Annotated in this window: 16 protein-coding genes and 1 pseudogene; 12 read left to right on the top strand and 5 right to left on the bottom strand. The window is 46.1% G+C overall.

Going from position 1 to position 20,521, the window contains the following annotated elements:
• Position 1: 1 nt before the first annotated feature.
• Positions 2-827: pseudogene (locus L3V30_RS08280) on the bottom strand (phosphate ABC transporter substrate-binding protein).
• A 266-nt stretch (positions 828-1,093) separates the two neighbouring features.
• On the opposite strand from L3V30_RS08280, the gene L3V30_RS08275 reads away from it, so the two are divergent.
• The gene (locus L3V30_RS08275; RefSeq protein WP_225461191.1) at positions 1,094-1,447 is read left to right on the top strand and encodes a DUF3024 domain-containing protein; all 354 of its coding nucleotides are present in this window, start codon (positions 1,094-1,096) and stop codon (positions 1,445-1,447) included.
• A 40-nt stretch (positions 1,448-1,487) separates the two neighbouring features.
• Here L3V30_RS08275 and L3V30_RS08270 read toward each other — a convergent pair whose 3' ends face one another.
• Together L3V30_RS08270 and rnb are read right to left on the bottom strand one after the other, a co-directional pair.
• Positions 1,488-2,297 (bottom strand): AraC family transcriptional regulator, encoded by an 810-nt coding sequence (locus tag L3V30_RS08270; protein WP_225461190.1) that lies wholly within the window; start codon positions 2,295-2,297, stop codon positions 1,488-1,490.
• 72 nt (positions 2,298-2,369) lie between these two features.
• Positions 2,370-4,373 carry an exoribonuclease II gene (gene rnb, locus L3V30_RS08265; protein ID WP_046873665.1) on the bottom strand — a complete coding sequence of 668 codons (2,004 nt, stop codon included), beginning with the start codon at positions 4,371-4,373 and terminating at the stop codon, positions 2,370-2,372.
• A 413-nt stretch (positions 4,374-4,786) separates the two neighbouring features.
• On the opposite strand from rnb, the gene L3V30_RS08260 reads away from it, so the two are divergent.
• The gene (locus tag L3V30_RS08260) at positions 4,787-6,721 is read left to right on the top strand and encodes a DEAD/DEAH box helicase (protein ID WP_047009310.1); all 1,935 of its coding nucleotides are present in this window, start codon (positions 4,787-4,789) and stop codon (positions 6,719-6,721) included.
• 73 nt (positions 6,722-6,794) lie between these two features.
• Here L3V30_RS08260 and L3V30_RS08255 read toward each other — a convergent pair whose 3' ends face one another.
• Positions 6,795-8,333 (bottom strand): EAL domain-containing protein, encoded by a 1,539-nt coding sequence (locus L3V30_RS08255; RefSeq protein WP_237308687.1) that lies wholly within the window; start codon positions 8,331-8,333, stop codon positions 6,795-6,797.
• Positions 8,334-8,696: 363 nt separating this feature from the next.
• On the opposite strand from L3V30_RS08255, the gene L3V30_RS08250 reads away from it, so the two are divergent.
• The 8 genes from L3V30_RS08250 to L3V30_RS08215 all read left to right on the top strand — a co-directional run bounded on the left by L3V30_RS08250 (position 8,697) and on the right by L3V30_RS08215 (position 17,510).
• Positions 8,697-9,890, top strand: a complete 1,194-nt coding sequence (locus L3V30_RS08250) for an acetate/propionate family kinase (RefSeq protein ID WP_006742422.1) — start codon at positions 8,697-8,699, stop codon at positions 9,888-9,890.
• A 354-nt stretch (positions 9,891-10,244) separates the two neighbouring features.
• Positions 10,245-11,558, top strand: coding sequence for a PAS domain-containing methyl-accepting chemotaxis protein (locus tag L3V30_RS08245; protein ID WP_237308686.1), 1,314 nt, complete (start codon positions 10,245-10,247; stop codon positions 11,556-11,558).
• Positions 11,559-11,794: 236 nt separating this feature from the next.
• Positions 11,795-12,451 (top strand): ABC transporter permease, encoded by a 657-nt coding sequence (locus L3V30_RS08240; RefSeq protein ID WP_031780180.1) that lies wholly within the window; start codon positions 11,795-11,797, stop codon positions 12,449-12,451.
• Between the two features lie 24 nt (positions 12,452-12,475).
• A complete protein-coding gene (locus L3V30_RS08235) occupies positions 12,476-13,645 on the top strand; it encodes an ABC transporter ATP-binding protein (protein WP_046873661.1) in 1,170 nt (389 codons plus the stop codon).
• The gene (locus tag L3V30_RS08230; RefSeq protein ID WP_006742426.1) at positions 13,642-14,376 is read left to right on the top strand and encodes an ABC transporter permease; all 735 of its coding nucleotides are present in this window, start codon (positions 13,642-13,644) and stop codon (positions 14,374-14,376) included. Before L3V30_RS08235 ends, L3V30_RS08230 begins: the two co-directional genes overlap by 4 nt.
• Positions 14,377-14,411: 35 nt before the next feature.
• A complete protein-coding gene (locus L3V30_RS08225; RefSeq protein ID WP_237308685.1) occupies positions 14,412-15,293 on the top strand; it encodes a glycine betaine ABC transporter substrate-binding protein in 882 nt (293 codons plus the stop codon).
• Between the two features lie 4 nt (positions 15,294-15,297).
• Entirely contained in the window at positions 15,298-16,134 is an 837-nt protein-coding gene (locus tag L3V30_RS08220) for a nitrilase-related carbon-nitrogen hydrolase (RefSeq protein ID WP_237308684.1), read from the top strand.
• A 14-nt stretch (positions 16,135-16,148) separates the two neighbouring features.
• Positions 16,149-17,510: an MmgE/PrpD family protein gene (locus L3V30_RS08215; RefSeq protein WP_237308683.1), complete on the top strand. Its 1,362-nt coding sequence runs from the start codon at positions 16,149-16,151 to the stop codon at positions 17,508-17,510.
• Between the two features lie 37 nt (positions 17,511-17,547).
• Here the strand turns inward: L3V30_RS08215 and L3V30_RS08210 are convergent, their stop codons facing one another.
• On the bottom strand, positions 17,548-18,504 hold the full coding sequence (locus tag L3V30_RS08210) for a GlxA family transcriptional regulator (RefSeq protein ID WP_047009304.1): 957 nt from the start codon (positions 18,502-18,504) through the stop codon (positions 17,548-17,550).
• Positions 18,505-18,658: 154 nt separating this feature from the next.
• Between L3V30_RS08210 and L3V30_RS08205 the strand changes: the two genes are divergently transcribed.
• Both L3V30_RS08205 and L3V30_RS08200 read left to right on the top strand, forming a co-directional pair.
• Entirely contained in the window at positions 18,659-19,552 is an 894-nt protein-coding gene (locus tag L3V30_RS08205; protein ID WP_005375755.1) for an alpha/beta hydrolase, read from the top strand.
• 58 nt (positions 19,553-19,610) lie between these two features.
• Positions 19,611-20,480: an amidohydrolase family protein gene (locus tag L3V30_RS08200; RefSeq protein ID WP_237308682.1), complete on the top strand. Its 870-nt coding sequence runs from the start codon at positions 19,611-19,613 to the stop codon at positions 20,478-20,480.
• The last annotated feature ends 41 nt before the right edge of the window (positions 20,481-20,521 follow it).

Here is a 20,521-nt window from a genome sequence, read left to right as displayed (position 1 = left end):
TTTATTGATTAAAGCTTTTTACTGGAGTGTAACCGTAATCAGCAATCGCTTTTTGTCCTTGTTCTGAACGAAGGAAGGTGACGAATCCTTTACCTGGTTCGCTAATCTTATTTACTTTGTAGAGTACTAGGAATGGCCGCGCCAATTTATACTTGTGATTGCTAATGTTTGCCGAAGGTTGGGTCAATACCATCTAATTGAATCGCTTTTATTGAGCGATCTACTGATCCCACAGAAATAAACCCAATTGCACGAGTATTATGGTTCACGATGGTTTTTACCATGCTGTTGCTATTTACAACCAAGTTGTTCGGGCTGATATCTGAGACGAGGCGATCATTTACGATTTTGGTTAGTCCTAGCAGACTTTCAAAACTGTAGCGTGAGCCTGAAGATGCCTCTCTAGTGACAACAGCGATAGGTTGATCTGCACCACCAACCTCTTTCCAATTCTTGATTTTACCTTTGTAGATATCAAACAGTTGTTGTTGGGAAAGGTTTTTTACAGAGTTTGTACGGTTTACAACAACAGCTAGGCCATCATAAGCGATAGGATATACGTTGAGATCTTCACCTTTTTCGCTTTCTGTCAGATAGCGAGAGCTCATCCCAATCTCGGCTACGCCTTTATTAACCATTGTAATACCCGCACTAGAACCAATACCTTGAACTGCAATGTAATCGTCCGGGTGTGTTTTGTTGTATTCCTCTGCAAGTACATCCATTACGCGAGCAACCGAGGTTGACCCAGAGATATTAATTTCTTTTGCAATGGCGGGGAGGGAGACTGCTATGGCCAATAACGTCGCCACAGTAAAACGTAACATATTAAACTCCATATACGGTATAAAGCAGCGTTTATGATATTGCGTTCAGGTTACACTTTTGTGAACTGTCAGGTCTAAACAAAGGAATTCTTTCTAACCAAGAGGTGATGTAGGTAGCGTTTCCAAGCAAAGTGAGATGGTAATCTGAGGAAATGAGAATATAGCCACCTTTTGTTTGAGGTAGGCAGATAATCACCATCGATGGTGGTGTAAAGGTTATATACTAGGATCGACAGCTCTAACTATCATCCATCGGGAGAACGTTGATGTCAGTGTCCCAAATGGCGACAAGTCGTTTATACAAATCAGTTCAATCGCTCTGCTCTGCGCGTAATGCTAACCTGCCTGTCGAGCAGGGTAAGTGCCTATATGAGCCAGTGGAGAATGGTGTCGAGCTTCATAGAGCGCATTTTCTTCTTGATTCACAGCACTGCGAATATACCTCTCCCGTCGCGAAGATCGTGTTTGATGAGGGCAATCAGCTTTGGTATTTCTACGTCCCAAAGTACCGCAACGAATTATTAAGGTGGATACCTTATAAGCCACTTCCATACAGTCAAACGCTCGAAGACCTACTCACCGAGTTGGAAAGCGATCCTCAAGCGTGTTTTTGGGAATAGGGAACGCTCCAACTCTAACAGCTGTCAATGTCACCATGATTTATGCTTTGGATTTAACGACTTGGTTTCTAAAGTCTTTCGGCGTCATGTTGTAAACCGATTTAAATGCGGTACTGAAATGCGCTGCACTTTTAAACCCGGATTCAAACGCTATTTCTGTTATAGATTTTTCTGACATGCGCAGCTGGGTTGCGGCGAAGTTGATCCGCTTCACTTTTAATATCTGTGAAAATGAAAGATCCTCTGCGGCGAGGCGGCGTTTTAAGGTCGCAATAGACATGCTCATATGAGCCGCTAAGCCTTCCAGAGTGATATCTTTCTCGATATTGTTCTCAATATACTTGATGGCCTTTTGAGAGTCGCTTAGGCTGCTTGCATCATCTATGATTGATAGGATGTTTGGCTCTACCTCCACCATTAACGACAGCAGTGCCATTGCGATATGACCTTGTGTGTAGTCTGGAGCATTGCGACTCGCTAAGTTGACCAATGTGTCTTTTAGTTGTGCTACTTCGCAGCTGGTTTGCGCTGAAAAAGGATAGAAGCGCCTTTCTTCCGTCTTGGAGCGTAGCATTGGGTGTGCTTTTTTAAAGTCACAGAATAGATTTGGGTTGAAGACTAGAGCCAGTGCTTTAAAGCCATTTTCACTAGGGATGGCTTCTGCGCTGCTCAAATCAGCGGAGTTGTAGAGAGTAAAATCTCCTGCTTTAAGTTCAAACTGTTCACCATTTGGTTGATGAACTAATAGGGCACCTTCTTCAACAACATATAAGCCATTATGTGTTGCGGTGTAACGCTCACTTTTGCGCGCAGTGAAGTGATTAAAGCGAATGATCTCAATGTTCGGCATATTCGTTCTTATCATTTTTACATAACAAATAAAAAAGGCGCTCAATAGAGCGCCTTTTAACTTCATTCGGTATTATTCACTTACAGTCTGTTCTGCTTGTGCTGCTGGTTGTTCAGCAAATACCTGGGTTGGCTTTGCAACTAAACTGCGGTTCTCTTGGTTTACGTCCGCAAGGACAATTTCCAATGTATCACCAAGTTTGTATACGACCTCTTTATCGATAGAGATGGTACCGTTGTCGCCATTGCACTCAATTCTTTCTTTATTATCAAGAATTAGTGCACCAGGAATAAAGGCTGCTGCGCCATTTTCGAGAAGTCGGACACGTGCACCAGCACGATTAATATCGAAAATCTCACCTGTGAAACAAGTTTTCTTGTTCGGCTCATCAGCAAGCGTACGTGCATATAACCAATCTGAGACATTTCGCTCAGCAATTTTATGATGTTTACGGTGCAGAGCTAGTTCTTCACCGACTTGATCATCAGGTTTTTGCACTGGCTCTTTGCCTAGGATGACGGCCTTCAACATGCGATGGTTGATCATATCGCCGTACTTACGAATTGGTGATGTCCAAGTCGCATAGATATCCAGCCCCATAGCGTAATGAGGAAGAGGCTGATTACCTACTTCACTGTAGGCTTGGAACTTACGAATACGATTATCTAGGTAAGAGGTTTCTTGCGCAGCCAACCAACGACGCAATGCAGCAAAGCCTTCTAGAGTGGTAATTGACTCCGCTGTGAATTCCAGTTCACCTTCTGGATTGACAAGTTGAACCACTTCTTCAATCTTCTCAGTCTTAATTCCAGCATGAGTATTGAAAACACCTGTTTCAAATTTATCACGCAGTGTACGACCAGCACAGATGTTTGCGGTAATCATTGACTCTTCAACCAAGCGATTTGCACTGCGGCGCATATCTGCATGGATAGCAACCACATCGTTGTCTTCACTCAGCTCAAAACGGTAGTCAGGACGGTCTGGGAAGACCACTGCGTTTTTCTCACGCCATTCAGCGCGAGCAAGGGAAAAGTCGTAAAGGTCACGAACGATCGTCGCGATCTCTTCAGATGGTTGCCATGCTTCTGAGCTGCCGTTTTCTAGCCAATCAGACACATGATCGTATGCTAGGCGTGCGTGTGACTTGATGTTTGCTGCAAAGAACTTGATATCGTCGCCAATTACGCCGTCTTTATTTACGGTTACGGTACAGCAAATAGCAGGGCGGATTTCGCCTTCAATCAGAGAGCATAGGTTGTCTGCTAGATCGCGAGGCAGCATTGGAATATTGCGGCCCGGAAGATAAATAGTATAGCCACGCTCACGTGCTACTTTATCCATTTCATCTTCTGGTGTGATGTAGGCAGTTGGATCTGCGATAGCGATTGTCAGTTCGAAATCGCCAGATTCGGTTTTCTTCGCGTACAGCGCATCGTCCATATCTTTGGTTGATTCACCATCGATAGTCACGAAAGGAACGTGTGTCATGTCTACGCGTTCTAGATCGGCGTCGTCTTTTAGTTCCCAGTTCTCGATGCCTGCTGGCTCAGAGTTTGGTAGATCGTTTTGAGCAAGCGTTACCCACCAAGGTGCAATTTTGTCGTTCGCGTCTGTGATTTTTTCAGAAATTTCCACGAAGAAAGAGTTATCGCCTTTTAGAGGGTGGCGAATAAGATGTGCGACAACCCAATCTCCCTCTGCGAACTCGTCAGGTTTGAGACCTTTCTTTAGTTTCGCTTTAAGAGAAAGCTTTTTAAGCTGCGGGTGATCAGGTGCTACGTTTAGCTTGCCTTTGAACATTTTGACTCGACCAATAAAGCGAGTCACGGCTTGTTCTAACAGCTCTTGTGGCTCAGCAACTTCGCGTTCATTTTCTGTGCGGATAATGGCGACGACTTTGTCACCGTGCATGCACTTTTTCATGTACGCAGGTGGGATGAAGAAGCTAGTCTTGCTGTCCACTTCCAAAAAGCCAAAGCCTTTATCTGTGGCTTTTATTGAGCCTTCTTTTTTCGGCAGGTTTTCTTGGATTTGCTGCTTAAGCTGAGCGAGTAGTGGGTTATCTTGAAACATCTTTTCTTAAATTACCTATGGAGTTGGGCACACTATAATCATTGCGAGCTATTATTACTACCTGTGGAGCGCAATTTCGCCGTGAATTTTGCTGATCGAATTGCAGGAAATCGGCTTAAATATTGATGAAAAACTCATCTGCGAGCTGCGCAAATCTACGGGGAATGGTGGGGCTGGTGGAAAAATATGCTAAAAATGCCATTATTGAGAATAAATTGTGATGTAATTCAATTTTTTCTGGCTTTTTTTATGCTTTTAAGGAATAATCCGCCTCCCTTAGTCGTCCCTAATGGCTTATCGCGGTTGTGTACTGTGCTGTGTTCCTGTCTGAATGGAATCAGTAACTGGATGAATCAGTATCGAATTGGAAGAGCATATGGGACTGTTTTTTTGTTTAATTAAGTAGGATCCCAATGCAAGATTCTGTTATTCAATTCAGCGATTTATCTCTGAATGATTCTATCCTTTCTGCTCTAGACGGAATGGGTTTCGTGTCACCAACTCCAATTCAGGCTGCGGCAATCCCACACCTGTTGGAAGGTGCTGACGCGCTGGGTAAAGCTCAAACAGGTACAGGTAAAACGGCAGCGTTCTCTCTGCCTCTTCTAAATAAGATTGATCTCAACCAACGTAAACCACAAGCTATCGTTCTTGCGCCAACGCGTGAGTTAGCGATCCAGGTTGCGGCTGAAATGAAAAACCTTGGTAAGAACATCAAGGGTCTTAAAGTTTTAGAAATTTACGGTGGTGCTTCTATCGTAGATCAGATGCGTGCTCTTAAGAGTGGTGCACAAGTTATTGTTGGTACTCCAGGTCGTGTACAAGACCTTATCAACCGTGAACGTCTACACCTAGATGAAGTAAACACGTTTGTACTAGACGAAGCTGACGAAATGCTAAACATGGGTTTCGTTGATGACGTTACTGCGATCATGGAACACGCACCAGAGTCTGCTCAACGCGTTCTATTCTCTGCAACGATGCCTCCGATGCTTAAGAAAATCGTTGAGCGTTTCCTACGTGAACCTGTAATGGTTGACGTTGCTGGTAAGAACCACACTGTAGACAAAGTTCAACAGCAGTTCTGGGTAGTGAAGGGTGTAGAGAAAGATGAAGCGATGTCTCGTCTTCTTGAAACGGAAGAAACTGATGCGTCAATCGTCTTCGTACGTACTCGTCAAGACACTGAGCGTCTAGCTGATTGGCTATCTGCACGTGGCTTTAAAGCGGCCGCTCTGCACGGCGACATTCCTCAGTCTCTACGTGAGCGTACTGTTGATCACATCAAACAAGGTGTTATCGACATCCTAGTTGCAACTGATGTTGTTGCACGTGGTCTTGACGTTCCACGTATTACGCACGTATTCAACTACGACATCCCATTCGATGTTGAGTCTTACATCCACCGTATCGGTCGTACTGGCCGTGCTGGACGTAAAGGTAAAGCGATCCTTCTTGTTCGCACTAACCAAATCCGTATGCTTCGCACCATCGAGCGCGTAACTAAGTCATCTATGGAAGAGATTCAACTTCCTCTACGTGACCAAGTTGCTGAAGCTCGTCTAGCTAAGCTAGGTGCTGAGCTTGAGGCAGAGAAAGAGCATAAAGCTCTAGACAAATTTGCTGAGCTAGTAGAGAAACTACAAACTTCTCTAGAAATCGACCCAGCAACGCTTGCTGCTATGCTTCTTAAGCGCCAGCAAGGTAAACGTCCTCTGTTCTACATTGGCGAAGATCCAATGGTTGAAGCGATTGAGCGTGATAAGCAACGCCGCAAAGAGCGCCGTGAAGGTGGTCGTGACGGCGGTCGTAACTTCAACAACCAAGATTGGGATACTTACCAGCTTCAAGTTGGTCGCGAGCAAGGTGTTCAAGTTAAAGACATCGTTGGTGCTCTAGCGAACGAACTAGGTCTAGGTAAAGGCTCTATCGGTGCGATCAAGCTGGCACAAGGCCACACATTCGTTCAGCTACCAAAAGCAATGACTTCTGAAGCTGCGGGCAAGCTAAGCAAACTACGTATCCGTCAACAAGATGTTGGTGCTGTAGTATGTGACTTCGATGACTTCCGAGAGTCTCGTGGTGGTCGCCGTGACGGTGGTCGTCGCGATGGCGGTCGTCGTGATGGCGGCGGTTACCGTGGCAACCGCGAAGGCGGTAACCGTGGTGGTGATCGTCGTGAAGGCGGTCGTCGCGAAGGTGGCTTCCGTGGTAACCGTGACGGCAACCGCGATGGTAACCGTGAAGGTGGCGAACGTCGCTTCGATCGTAACCGTGGTGGTGATCACCGTGGTAACCACCGTGGTGAGCGTGGTCACGGCCGTGGTCGTCGTACTCAAGAAGCATAATCACGAATCAGTGATCAGAGCAATTGATTAAATTGCCGCAAGAATTGAAAGCCGAGCGAAATGCTCGGCTTTTTTATGCGCGTCGAATACGGCTTTGTTTTTCATCGTGCTCATTTACCCAGGTTATTACTTCGTTTAAGGGTAGGGCTGGACAAAACAAGTAGCCCTGAATGATGTCGCAGCCATGACTGCGTAAAAAATGCAGTGTATCCATGTCTTGAACGCCTTCTGCGACGACTGAATACCCTAGGCCATGCGCTAACGCTATTGTGTTCTCAACGATAGAGCGGGTGCCCTCTGTCCGGCTTGCGGTACAAAGAAATGATCGGTCGATTTTAATTTGATCAACTGGGAGATCTCTCAAAAGCGACAGAGATGAATACCCGGTGCCAAAGTCGTCCAAGCTGATCTTAATACCCAATCCTTTGATTTGGTGAATTAGGGGGTTGAGCTCAACAACTCTATCAATCGCCATCGTTTCAGTAATCTCTAAGCTTATAAGGTCAGCAAATTGAGGGTTTACCTTGAGCAGTGTTTCCAAACGGTTAAACAATAAATTAGACGAGAGATCTTTAGCAGATAAGTTAACGTGGACAGGAAGCTTGATGTCTTTTTCTATAAAGGTCTGGAGATCTTTTTCAACTTGGTTGAGGACCCACATGGTGATGTTGTGCACTTGATTACTTCGCTCCGCGATGGGGATGAAGTCGTTAGGCGAAATCGTTTTACCATTTTCATCGTGCCAACGGATCACGGCTTCAAAGCCGACAGCTAAGTTAGTATGTGCATCAATCAACGGTTGGTAGTATAGCTGGAACTCCTCTTTTTCCAGCGCACATTGAATACGAGAAGAGATTTCGAGCTGGTATTTGGCACCGACGTTCATGTCCTCATTATAAAATGCAAAGAGATTGCCATTTCGTTTGGCGTGATACATGGCAATGTCCGCGTGCTTTATCAATAGATCATTGGACAGAGCGTCATAAGGGTAGGTACTGACACCGAAAACAACGCGGGAAGAGACTTGAAACTCATCTAAATGGAAGCGATTAGACAGTGCCGAATCTAACTCTTCGATGAGACTTTTGCCTGTTTCCTCGCATGCTGACGAGGTGAGGATGACAAATTCATCGCCACCAACGCGGAAAATTTTGTCACTGCCTTTAAGTTTCTCTTGGAGACGTTGCCCAATTTGAATCAGCAGTTGGTCTCCACAAAAGTGTCCCATAGCATCGTTGACTTGTTTAAAGTTAACGACATCGAAAAGGATCACTGAGAAAGGGTCTCCAGACTGTATTCTATCTTCGATTAACTCAAAGCAGTATTTACGGTTAGGGAGTCCAGTAAGTGCGTCGTGAACGGCATTACGCTTCTCTTTTTCAGCAACGGTATGAAGTTCTAGTATGGAGTCGTTACTCCATTTGATAACCAGCACCACAAAAATGCTGCCACCGAATAGAATGAGAGAAACTCCGGTTTCCAAGAGGGAAGCGATAGGTTTTTGCATTATAGCGTGTAAAAAAGCGGCATACGAAAAAATGAAACAGCTGATTAACAACAATAGGAAAGTCCACCCGGGTACATCAGTTCTCGAGCAGATGTTTTTTGTCATCTGCCATCCCCAGCAGAGCAAAATCAAACCTAAGATCACTAATAGAAATGCAATAGTGGGCACATTATTACCCCGATTTATTGATTGGTTTATTATTTTTGTTCACCCAATAAACAACGTAGCTCATATCTCTGAATTTGTACAAATTGACCTATTCATAAATTATGTTTAACAAGTCATATTTTTTAGTCTTCAAATAAAATCAAAACTTGCTACAGATCAACAAAATTTGTTCAATCAAATCGCTTTTACTAAAAGATTGTTGAAAGATTAAAAAATTATTGAATAATAGAGGGGCAAACAAGAAGTACGCAGCGCACAAGCGCTATTACAACCTCTGCTCTACAACAGGATAACTATTTCATGTCTAATTCGTTTGTACTGGTGATCAACTCTGGTAGCTCTTCATTAAAATTTGCTGTTATTGATTCTGAAACCGGTGAAGCTTTGGTATCAGGTATTGGTGAGTGTTTTGGCCTACCTGAAGCTGAAATCAGTTGGAAATATCAGGGAGAAAAAACCGTTGAAGCAATTCCTGCTGGCGGTAACCATCATCAGTACGCTGTTGAGCGAGTGGTAAAACTACTCGAGACTTTGGGTTTGAGCTCAAAATTTGTAGCAGTAGGTCACCGCATTGTTGCTGGTGGCGAAACCTTTAAAGGCACAGTGAAAGTCGATGAAAAAGTTATTCAAGAAGTTGAGCGTCTTGCTGAGCTAGCGCCGCTTCATAACAAAGCGAATGCAGAAGGTATGCGAGCAGCAATGGCAGCATTCCCTTCACTGCCTCAATTCGCTGTGTTTGATACTGCTTTCCACCAAACAATGCCTGCAAAAGCGTTTATGTACGCGCTTCCTTACGAGCTTTACGAAGAGCATAAAGTGCGTCGTTACGGTGCTCACGGCACAAGCCACTACTACGTAAGCCGTGAAGCAGCGAAAATGCTAGATAAACCGGTTGAAGAAAGCAGCTTTATCACCGTGCACTTAGGTAACGGTGCATCAGTGAGTGCGGTTAAAAATGGCGAATGTGTTGATACAAGTATGGGTTTGACGCCGCTAGCTGGCCTAATGATGGGTACTCGTTGTGGTGACCTGGACCCAAGTGTTATCGAGTTCCTTTTCCGTAAAGGTTGGGAAAAAGACGAAGTGTTCGAGATGATGAACAAGAAGTCAGGCTTCTTAGGTGTATCCGGTGTAACAAGTGACGCACGTGGTGTACTAGAAGCCATGGAAGCGGGTAACTCACGTGCGAAGTTGGCATTTGAAATCTTCACTTACCGTGTTGCGAAATACATTACTTCTTACCTAGCTGCTCTGGATTCATTAGACGGCATCATCTTCACTGGTGGTATTGGTGAAAACTCACTACCAATTCGTCGTGAAATCTTGAAAAACCTAAAACTGCTAGGTTTTGTTGAAGATGAGAAAGGCAACGAAGATGCAAGATTTGGCAACGCAGGTGTTATTGCAACATCTGAGTTGCTCGGTGCGAAAGCACTAGTTATTCCTACCAATGAAGAGTGGGTAATCGCTCAACAGTCGGTGGAACTGCTGTAAAACGGCAAAAATTTTGGGAACTAAGTCAAAGCCCTTTCCTTTATGGAAAGGGCTTTTTTTGATCCAAATACATCCTTTCTCCATACAACTATCCGCATTAATACGGATCTATAATAGCTGCCAATTGTCTTAATATTGATAAATATATAAACAACTTGGGCGGTGAAGAAATTTCAGTATACTGCGCTTAAGTCATAACAAAGAAAAATAGCCTTATGTCATGTAGGTGTCTCAGCTCGGAGACAGGAATTGCGTTTGAAGAACGATCAAACGAAATCGGATCTTTGCAGGCTATTGGGCATATAAATAATAAACCGTTGACTAGTTCGAAGATTAGTCAAATGAGAGAAAGTCATGTTTTTTAATAAGTCGCTTCAGCAAGAAAACCAACGATTAAAGCAGGATCTGCAACGCTTGCAGCAAATCCAACACAGTTTAGATGAAGAAATGCTTCGCTTAAGGCTGGATAAGAAAGGCTGCATTACCTCTGCAAATACAAAACTTCAGCAACAACTCTTTTTCACTGATGCGGATATTTTAGCGAAACCGATTACCGAGTTGGTTCCATCAAATTCGCGTAATACAGAGCACTTTCATCGAATGAAGAGAGCCGTTCAAGACAAAGTATTTTGGAATGGCGCGATGCAAGTACTTAAAGGCAACGGCGAAGAAGCGTGGTTACGAACGGTTATCCAGCCTGTTTTGAACGAACATCAAGAAGTTGAAAGCTTTTTTGTGTTTGCTTCTGAGCTTACGCGAACGATCAAAACATCGCGTGAGCAAGAGGACATGCTGAATGCGTTGAGCCGTTCTATGGCGGTTATTGAGTTCACGTTAGATGGTAATGTATTAAAAGCCAATGATAATTTCCTTAGTACGATGGGTTATACACTGGATCAAATTAAAGGAAAGCATCATCGTATGTTCTGCGATCAGGAAGAGGCTGGTTCTGAAGCTTATCGCGAGTTCTGGCAACGTTTGGCAAAAGGACAGTTTGCTTCAGACCGATTTAAGCGAGTTAACCGTTACGGTGAAGAGGTATGGTTAGAAGCCTCCTATAACCCTATCCATAACGATAGAGGAGAGCTCTACAAGGTAGTCAAGTTCGCGACCGACATCACCCAGCAGGTGATGCAAGAGCAGCAAATGGCTCAGGCTGCGCAATTGGCTAATGAAGTTTCTCAAGAGACCGGAACACAAACACTGCAAGGTCAGCAAGTGATAGGTTCGACGCTAGAAAAGGTGCAAACACTGTCTGACCAAATGCAGCAAGCGAATACGGCCATTGACGAGCTCAAAGCGCACTCATCACGCATTAGTGAACTGGTTAATAGCATCAGTGGTATTGCTGACCAAACTAACTTACTAGCGTTAAATGCGGCGATAGAAGCGGCTCGCGCGGGTGAGCATGGTAGAGGCTTTGCCGTTGTTGCTGACGAGGTCAGACAGCTTGCCACAAGAACTAATGCGACCACTGATGAAATTGTCACAATGGTAACTGAAAACTTAGAGCGAACCGATAATGCTGTCCAACTGATCGCCAAGTGCCAAAAAGAAGCACTAGATACGCTAGAGCTTTCAGAAAAAGCGGGAAATGTGATGAACGAAATACAAGATGGCGCTAGCCGTGTCGTAGAGGCTGTGGAGCAATTTAACCGCTCATTGTAGTGGGTTCTTCATGCTATCAATGGCTTTTTTCAGCTCCGATATAATCAACTTGTTTACTACTGCTGCTCATCGCCAATAAAGCGCTTTTTTTGGTGATGAGAAAGCTAATTATTTCCCTCCTTAATATTTCGTATTTCTATCTTAACGTGTCGCTATTTTACAACACCGTTAATAAAAAGTAGCGTAATTTAATCTTCTGTTAACTTGGTTGCGAATCACAGTTGGGGGAGACCTACTTGGACTTACTAAATTTCACCATAGATAACTTAGCACTGCTAGGTACGCTTACCATGGAGCACATCTCTTTGGTCGCTCTGGCTGTTGGGCTTGCCATCCTAACTGGCGTACCTATCGGCATTCTTATCACACAAAATGAGCGCGTTGCGAAAGTGGTGCTTTACGTAGCGTCCATCATTATCACCATCCCTTCAATCGCACTGTTTGGTTTGATGATTCCTCTCTTATCGACCATTGGTCATGGGATTGGCTACGTGCCCGCCGTGATTACCGTACTGCTTTATTCTCAGCTGCCTATTATTCGCAACACTTATACCGCCATTCACAACGTAGAACCGTCACTCCGAGAGGCAGCTCGCGGCATCGGGATGACGCCTTTTCAACGTTTGAAAATGGTGGAAATTCCATTGGCGATTCCGGTGATTATGGCGGGTGTGAGAACGGCAGTAGTAATGAATATTGGCGTTATGGCGATCGCCGCGTATATCGGAGCAGGAGGGTTGGGCGTGTTTATCAGCCGTGGCATCTCGCAAAGTGATCCTCGACAACTGATTGTTGGTGCCATCGCCGTCAGCCTTCTGGCTATCATCGCGGATTACGGATTGATTCGACTACAAAAAAGATTAACGCCACCGGGCCTGACTGCAGCTCGATAAAGGATAAATAATAGGGACATTCAAATGATCAAAATTGACAAGCTAACCAAAATTTTTGAAACGCCTAATGGCCCGGTGACTGCCGCAGATCACATTGAGATGGAAGTTCCCAGTGGTGAAATTTGTGTGTTACTTGGCCCATCCGGTTGTGGCAAAACTACCACGCTGAAAATGGTCAACCGAATTATTCCCGCGACATCGGGCAAGATCTATCTTGGCGGTGAAGATACTTCTGGGATGGATACGGTCACTCTGCGCCGCAACATTGGCTATGTTATTCAGCAAATTGGCTTATTTCCTAACATGACGATCGGCGAAAACATCGCGGTGGTTCCCAAGTTATTAGGATGGGATAAGGCAAGGTACATGACGCGTGCAAAAGAGCTATTGGAGATGGTGGCTCTTGATCCTAGTGTCTTCCTTAATCGTTATCCAAATGAGTTGTCTGGCGGACAGCAGCAACGAATTGGTGTTGCCCGAGCTCTAGCTGCGGATCCTCCCGTCATGCTGATGGATGAACCTTTTGGTGCGATTGACCCGATCAACCGTGAAGTAATCCAGGATGAGTTCCTTAAAATGCAGCAAGAGCTCAACAAGACCATCATGTTTGTCAGTCATGACATTGATGAAGCGGTCAAAATGGCCGATAGAATTGCGATTTTCCGTGATGGTCACCTGGTTCAGTACGATACGCCTGACGATTTGCTCGCACACCCGAAAGATGATTTCGTGAAAAACTTTGTCGGAGATGATCGCGCACTTAAACGTCTTCGCTTAGTGACGGCTGAATCCGTCATGCAGACCACTTTTGCGTACGTGAAACCTAACGATACGCTTGCCGACGCCCTAACCAAAATTGACGCGTATGGGTATCGCGACGCCGTGATATTAGTGAATGACCAACACCAACCTATCGGTTATGTGCCAAAAGCTACCGCAATCAATATGAAGGGGTACTGCGGCGAACATTATGTCGGCCTGAAAACAATCGCCCGAACCACGGATGATCTGCGTAAAGTCGCATCGAAGATGTTCACGCACGACATTGTTTGGATGCCGTGTGTTGACGAGAATGGCCGCTTAGTGGGCGAAGTCACACAGCGCGGCATTACCCATTATCTCGGTGCAACTTATCAGCGCGATACCTCTCCTAGTCAGCCGCAGCCATTGCATCAGGCTAAGGAGGCATCGTGACCAATCAGCTCAAACAAACCTACTATTTCGTTTTATTGGCGTGTGTCTTTGCGTTGGGTATTTATTTACAAGGCGCGGGTACGATCGATGATTTTCTTTACTACCAAGAAGACATTGTTTATTTGACGGTTCAGCACATTGAACTGGTGCTGCTGTCTGGTGGATTGGCGATCCTAATCGCGATTCCCGTCGGCGTATTGCTCAGCCGTCCCCGTTTTCAGAAAGTCGCAGAATCGGCGATGCAGGTTTTGAATGTGGGGACCACGATTCCTACTTTAGCCATTCTCGCGCTGGCAATGAGCTTTCTTGGCATTGGCACCGTGCCTGCGGTATTTGGGCTGACGATTGCCTCGTTGTTGCCGATTGTCAGAAACACCTACATTGGACTGAAAGAAGTGCCCGCTCATTTAAAAGAAGCGGCGTCAGGCATTGGTATGACCGAGTTACAAATGTTGTTTCAGGTTGAAATTCCTAATGCGCTGTTCGTCATTTTTGCCGGTATCCGCACGGCGTTAGCTGTCAACGTGGGCACCGTTCCACTGGCCTTCTTAATTGGTGGCGGTGGGTTAGGGGAGCTCATTTTTACCGGTATTGATCTGGATGAACCCATCATGATGCTGGCAGGCGCTATTCCTACAGCGATGTTGGCTATCGCTATCGACAGTGTGGTAGGAGCCGTTTCCTATGTCACTGTACCTAAAGGCTGTAACCCTATTAGAGCTAGACAATAACAATCCTAAAAATTGAACACAGACAGGAGTCAAACATGTTTAAGCAAATTACTCGCCGCTTGCTGGCCGTTGGTGTACTGCTTTCAAGTTTTCACGCATCTGCGGAAATCGTCGTAGGTGGTAAAAACTTTACAGAACAACAGCTTTTAACGGAAATTACGTCTCAATATTTAACCAAAAAAGGCTACGACGTCGATAAACGTTCGGGCATGGGCAGTGCGGTTTTGCGTAAAGCGCAAGAAAACGGCCAGATTGATCTTTATTGGGAATACACGGGCACATCACTGATCATTTACAACAAAGTCAAAGACAAGCTCCCAGCAGATCAAGTGTATCAACGCGTTAAGGAACTGGATGCGAAGAAAGGCCTAGTTTGGCTTAACCCTTCAAAAGCGAACAACACCTACGCGCTCGCTATGCGCAGTGACGATGCGAAACAACGTGGCATCTCAACCTTATCCGACTTCGCCGAGCAAATGCGCCAAGACCCGCCAATGACCATTGCTTTGAATGCGGAATTCTATGCACGAAAAGATGGCTTCCGACCTTTACAGAAAACCTACAAATTCAAAGCGTCACGAGACCAAGTGAAACGCATGGATACGGGGTTAACTTATGATGCGCTGAAAGGGAAAGAAGTCGATGCTGCGCTCGTATTTGCAACCGATGGTCGTATCAAAGCATTTGGTTTTACCGTTTTAACGGATGACAAACAGTTCTTCCCTGATTACGCGATCACTCCTGTGGTTCGCCAAGAAACGCTAGATGTGAACCCAGAGCTTGCCGAGCAAATGAACGCGCTTTCTGCGGCGATCGATGGCGATACGATGTCGACTTTGAATCAACAAGTTGATGTGGAGCGACGTTCGATCTCAGAAGTCGCAAGCCAGTTCCTATCTGAGCATAACTTGGGGTAATACCATGACTATCCTGCAAGTCAGTGTGGCCCAAATCAACGCCCAGTTAGGCGATGTGAATGCCAATCTGAATACTCATCAGGATTACATAAAGCAAGCTGCGGCCTTGGGGTCGCAGCTATTGCTGTTTCCTGAACTCTCCTTGACCGGATACCAGCTCCAATCCTCAGTGCGTCAAGTCGCCATGAAGCGTGATGATGCTCGGCTTAAAGAGCTTGCGCAACTTGCACCGCAGATGTCCGTGATTGTCGGTTTTGTTGAACAGGCTGCTCCGGGAGAGTACTACAACGCGATGGCTTGGTTGCTCGGTGGTACGGTGGTTGCTGTGCATCGCAAAATCAATTTACCAACCTATGGTGGGCTTGAAGAGGGTAAGTGGTTTCATTCGGGAGAGGCTACCACCAGCGTTTCTCTTGACGAAAATTGGCGAGGCTCGGTTTTAATTTGTGCCGATTTATGGAACCCACCTTTGGTTCATTGCGCGCTACTCGATAAGCCTGAAATCTTGCTCGCGCCGATCAATTCGGCCAGCAGTATTGTCAGTAAAGACTTTTCCAATGAAGACAACTGGTTAGTTAACGTTAAATTCTATGCGGTGCTCTACGGAACCCCAGTTTTGATGGCCAATCGTTACGGGCCAGAGGACGAAGCGTGGTTTTGGGGAGGAAGCTGTATTTTGTCTGCAATGGGTGAGCTATTGGCGCAGGCAGAAGACGGTGAAACCTTGATAACTGCGACCTTGTCATTGGACGATATTGATAAAGCCAGATTCGAGCTGCCTACCGTGCGAGACAGCAATACACCATTGATCACAACGCTATTGTCGAAGGCAAAACGCTAAAACTGGAGCAGTAGATGATGCAATCTATTCATCGATTTATTCACGAATTAACCTTTGAACAGCTTCCTGCTGACGTTATTGAACAAGCGAAATATTGCGTCTTGGATTTGTTAGGTGTCGCCGCAGCTGGTAAAGCGACGCAGCTGCAAAACATGGTAGCCAAACTCGCGCAGAAGCAGTTTGCCGGTGATACGCCGATGCTGTTTTCTGATCACATGGCTAGTGGTTGTGGGGCAACTCTATATGGCGGCATGTTGATTGACAGTATGGACGCGCACGACGGCCAAGTCCTGACGAAAGGCCATGTTGGCGTCGCTGTTTTGCCGGGGCTGCTCGCCAGTATGCATGAGTCAGCAGTTACGGGAGAAGAGTTATTAACGTCCCTCGTCATTGGCTACGAAATAGCAACTCGCGCCGGAATCGCGCTGCATCAAACCGCTTGTGATTATCATACTTCTGGTGCTTGGAATGCGTTGGGCGTCGCTGCGGTGTCTGCAAGAAGAAAAGACTTAACGGAGGCACAAACAGAGCATGCGCTCGGCATTGCTGAGTTTTATGGTCCACGCAGCCAAATGATGCGTTGTATTGAACATCCAACCATGCTCAAAGACGGCTCTGGCTGGGGAGCAATGGTGGGCTTTGCCAGTGCAGAGCTGGCAGAAGAAGGATTTACTGGCGCGCCAGCCGTGACTCTGCTGGACCAACAAACTCACGCTTTGTGGGCAGATTTAGGGCAGCGCTGGTATATTCTGGAGCAATACTTTAAACCGTATCCGGTTTGTCGTTGGGCTCAACCTGCGGTTGAAGCGGTGAGAGCACTGCAACAAGAAAATAAACTAAAACCTGATGAGATTGAACTTATCGAAGTTCACAGCTTTCACCAGGCGGTGTGCCTGCATACCAAGCGCCCTGAGACAACCGAGCAGGCTCAGTACAGTTTGCCATTTTCAGTCGCGAGTGCGGTCATGGATAATACGGTCACGGTAGAAGCCGTTACCAAAGGACTGAAAGATCCTGCTCGCTTGGCAATTACGGAGCGGATGAAGTTAATTGAAGAGCCTGCTTACAATGATAAGTTTCCAGCCGAACGCTGGGCGCATGTCGTGGTGACGTTGAAAAATGGCGACAAACTGACTTCGCCTCCCTGTATTGCGCGAGGTAATCCTGAAAATCCGCTCAGTCGAGACGAGATGCGAGGTAAGTTTCATACTTTGGCAGAGAAAGAATTGTCCGCTTCACGCGTGTCAGCGATAGAAGAGGGCTGTTTGCAACTTGATAAAGCCAGTAAAGAGCAGGTACTTGCTTGGCTATCACTGCTTTACCAAGGCACGTTGTCTGATAAGCCGTCTGACACGTCGCCTGACACATCACGATGAGATCGAAGAGATCGAACTTCTTTTCTCTTACTCAATCTTAAGCTAAACGTCGCTCTTCACGCGGCGTTTTTTCATAGCGTTTTTTGTAGCAGCGCGCAAAATACGATGTAGAACTGAACCCACAAGCGGTGCTGATTTGGGTGATGGACAGCATGGTTTGCAACAACAAATGTTGAGCACGTTCTAAGCGCAATTGAAGGTAGTAATTGCCTGGTTTGTCTTGCAAGTATTGCAAAAATAACCTCTCCATCTGCCTGACCGATAACCCTACTTGTTCGCCAATTTCATAGCATTTTAGCGGTTCTTCCATGTTGGCTTCCATGATCTCTACAGCGTCGAGCAGGCGCGGGTGGCGGATGTTGTGCTTACGGATTAACGACATCCGCTGTTTATCATGCGCTGGTCGAATCGCAGGGTGAATGCATTGCTCAGCCACTTGATTCGCCAAGTCGCTCCCATGTTGGTTTGTAATTAAATGAAGCATCATATCCAAACCGGCTAAGCCGCCCGAACAAGTTGGTGTGCGTGGGTCGAATTCGTACAACTCACTGGTCACGTTAATGTTTGGAAACTCCTCTGCCAGGCTGTTGGCGGACTCCCAATGCACGGTACACGTTTTGTTTTTTAACAGGCCAGCTTTTGCTAACAACACGCTGCCTGTCGAAGTCGAGCCCACGGCGATGCCTTGACGAAGCGCCTGTTTTAACCATTGATTCACCGAGCCACTCGCAGCAGCAACATGGGCGCCAATACCTGCCACAACCAGCAGCAAGTCTAAATGAGCAATGTTGTTGATTGACTGTGTTGGCGAGAATGAAACGCCATTACTGGCCGATACTTCTTTATCTTCGAATCCATAAATATCCCACTGATACAAATCGCAACCAGCGAGGCGGTTGGCCATTCGAAGAGGTTCGATAACCGCCGAAAAAGAGAGCATCGAAAAATCAGGAATAAGGAAAAAACCAATGCGATACGTGTGTGTCGTTTTCATTCTCTGTGGTCACCAAGTGGGCAGTTCATCTATGTCGTATTTCTGGATAAGAATGTCGCAATTGTTAAATTATTGCTATCAAAATTCGAACATGATGTGACTTAAGACAAGGAGTTCTTTGTCGAGCATACACATTCATTTGGACGAGATAATTATGATTGAACAAAAAGCCCCAGTAATTAGTGATGGTCTACGCCTTGATGGCGCTTTCTTTACTGACGAGAACGTTAACAACCCAGACTTACCGATCGTTATTGTCTGCTCAGGCTTTACTGGGCAAAAAAATATTCACCCAGAGCGTTACGCGAGAGCCTTAACTGCGAAGGGCTTTACGGTATTCGGATTTGACTACCGTGGCTTTGGTGAATCTGAGGGCATTCGTGAGCGAGTTATTTTGGATGAACAAGTACGCGACATCGCGAACGCGGTTGCGGTTGTGAAACAGCGCGCTGACGAGGAAGGCCGCAAAGTCGTACTGGCTGGCTGGGGCATGGCGGGGGGATTAATTCTTGATGCTTACCGAGTTTGCCAAGATGCGATTGATGGCCTTATCTCCATGAACGGCTTTTATGATGCGGTACGTGTTCAGGTGGCTCAACGTGGCGAGCACGGCTGGAAAGCGTTCCGTCAATTTATGTTAGAAGAGCGTACACGTCTTGCTCTTGGTGGAGAAAAGCAGGGGATTGATCCATTTGAAATCTACCCGCTTGATCCAGTAAGCCGCGAATATGTATTCACTGAACTGGTCAAAGCGCCGGGCTACGGCGTGACATCTGATCTGGATTTTGCGGATTCTCTCATCAATTTCAAACCGGAAGCTCTACTGGACGAGCGATTTGCAGACGCGCCAATCTTGATTGCGCACGGTGCAGAAAACGACCTTCACCCAGTGACCGAAGCAAAGTCGCTGTACGCGAAATACCCTGGGCCGAAATCTCTATTCTTACTGCCGGAAGGTGGTCACACCGAGTGGATGTTGGACGACGATCCTAAGTTTATTCAGTTCTCTGGCGTGATCGCGAACTGGTTGAGTGAGAACTTCAGTTAAGTCTTCAAGAGGTGCTTTCGTTGATGGCACCTCTATCTTTCTGACAGGATGATTTTTGATGAGCATAATTCCATTTTGTGAAGCGGCTGACCCATTTGTACATAAACCAACAATCGCGATTCCTGAAGGCGCGGTTGATTGTCACGCCCACGTTTTTTCTTCACGTTATCCGTACTGTGAAACGCGAACCTACACGCCACCTGATGCCAGCGTCGGCGCATACCTGCATTTGCACCAGCAATTAGGCATCCGTCATGGCGTGCTGGTTCAGCCGAGTGTGTATGGCAATGACAACCAGTTGCATCTTGATACATTGCGGTATTTGCGCCAGCAAGGTTACGACTACAAAGGCGTCGCGGTCGTGGATGCGGATGTTTCCGAGCAAACGCTGGATGAGCTACAAGAAGCGGGATTTTGTGGGGTGCGGATGAATTTGCTGTTTAAAGGTGGTATTGAGTGGCGTGATGTTGAACGTTTAGCGGCTCGCCTTGCAGAGCGACACTGGCACCTTCAATGCTTAATTGATGTTTCGCAGTTTGATGACTTATATCACCGATTAAGGGCTTTACCTGTGCCCGTAGTGATTGATCATCTTGGACATATGCCAACAAACAAGCTGATTTCTCATCCTGGTTTTCAAACCTTATTGAAGCTTAAGGCCGAAGGGAAAGTGTGGACAAAACTGTCGGCGCCGTATCGTTTGTCGCCTCAATCACCGCCTTATGATGACGTTTCTTCGTTTGCTCAAGCTTTGTTAGAAGCGAATGAAGAGCAATGCGTCTGGGGCTCGGATTGGCCTCACCCATGTTTTGATGCTGAGATGCCAAGTGATGGCCAGCTGCTAGATACCTTGTGGCACTGGACGCAAGATATGACACTGTTTGGCAAGATTCTGGTCGATAACCCCAAGCGCCTCTACCGCTTTTAACTCCGCATTTCTATTACGAACCTAAAAAGACAACCGTAAGG

It is taken from the genome of Vibrio sp. A1-1 (assembly GCF_021728175.1).
Classification (GTDB): Bacteria; Pseudomonadota; Gammaproteobacteria; order Enterobacterales; family Vibrionaceae; genus Vibrio; species Vibrio diabolicus.
Note: the sequence above shows the minus strand (reverse complement) of the source record. Positions and strands in the feature narration are given on the sequence as shown.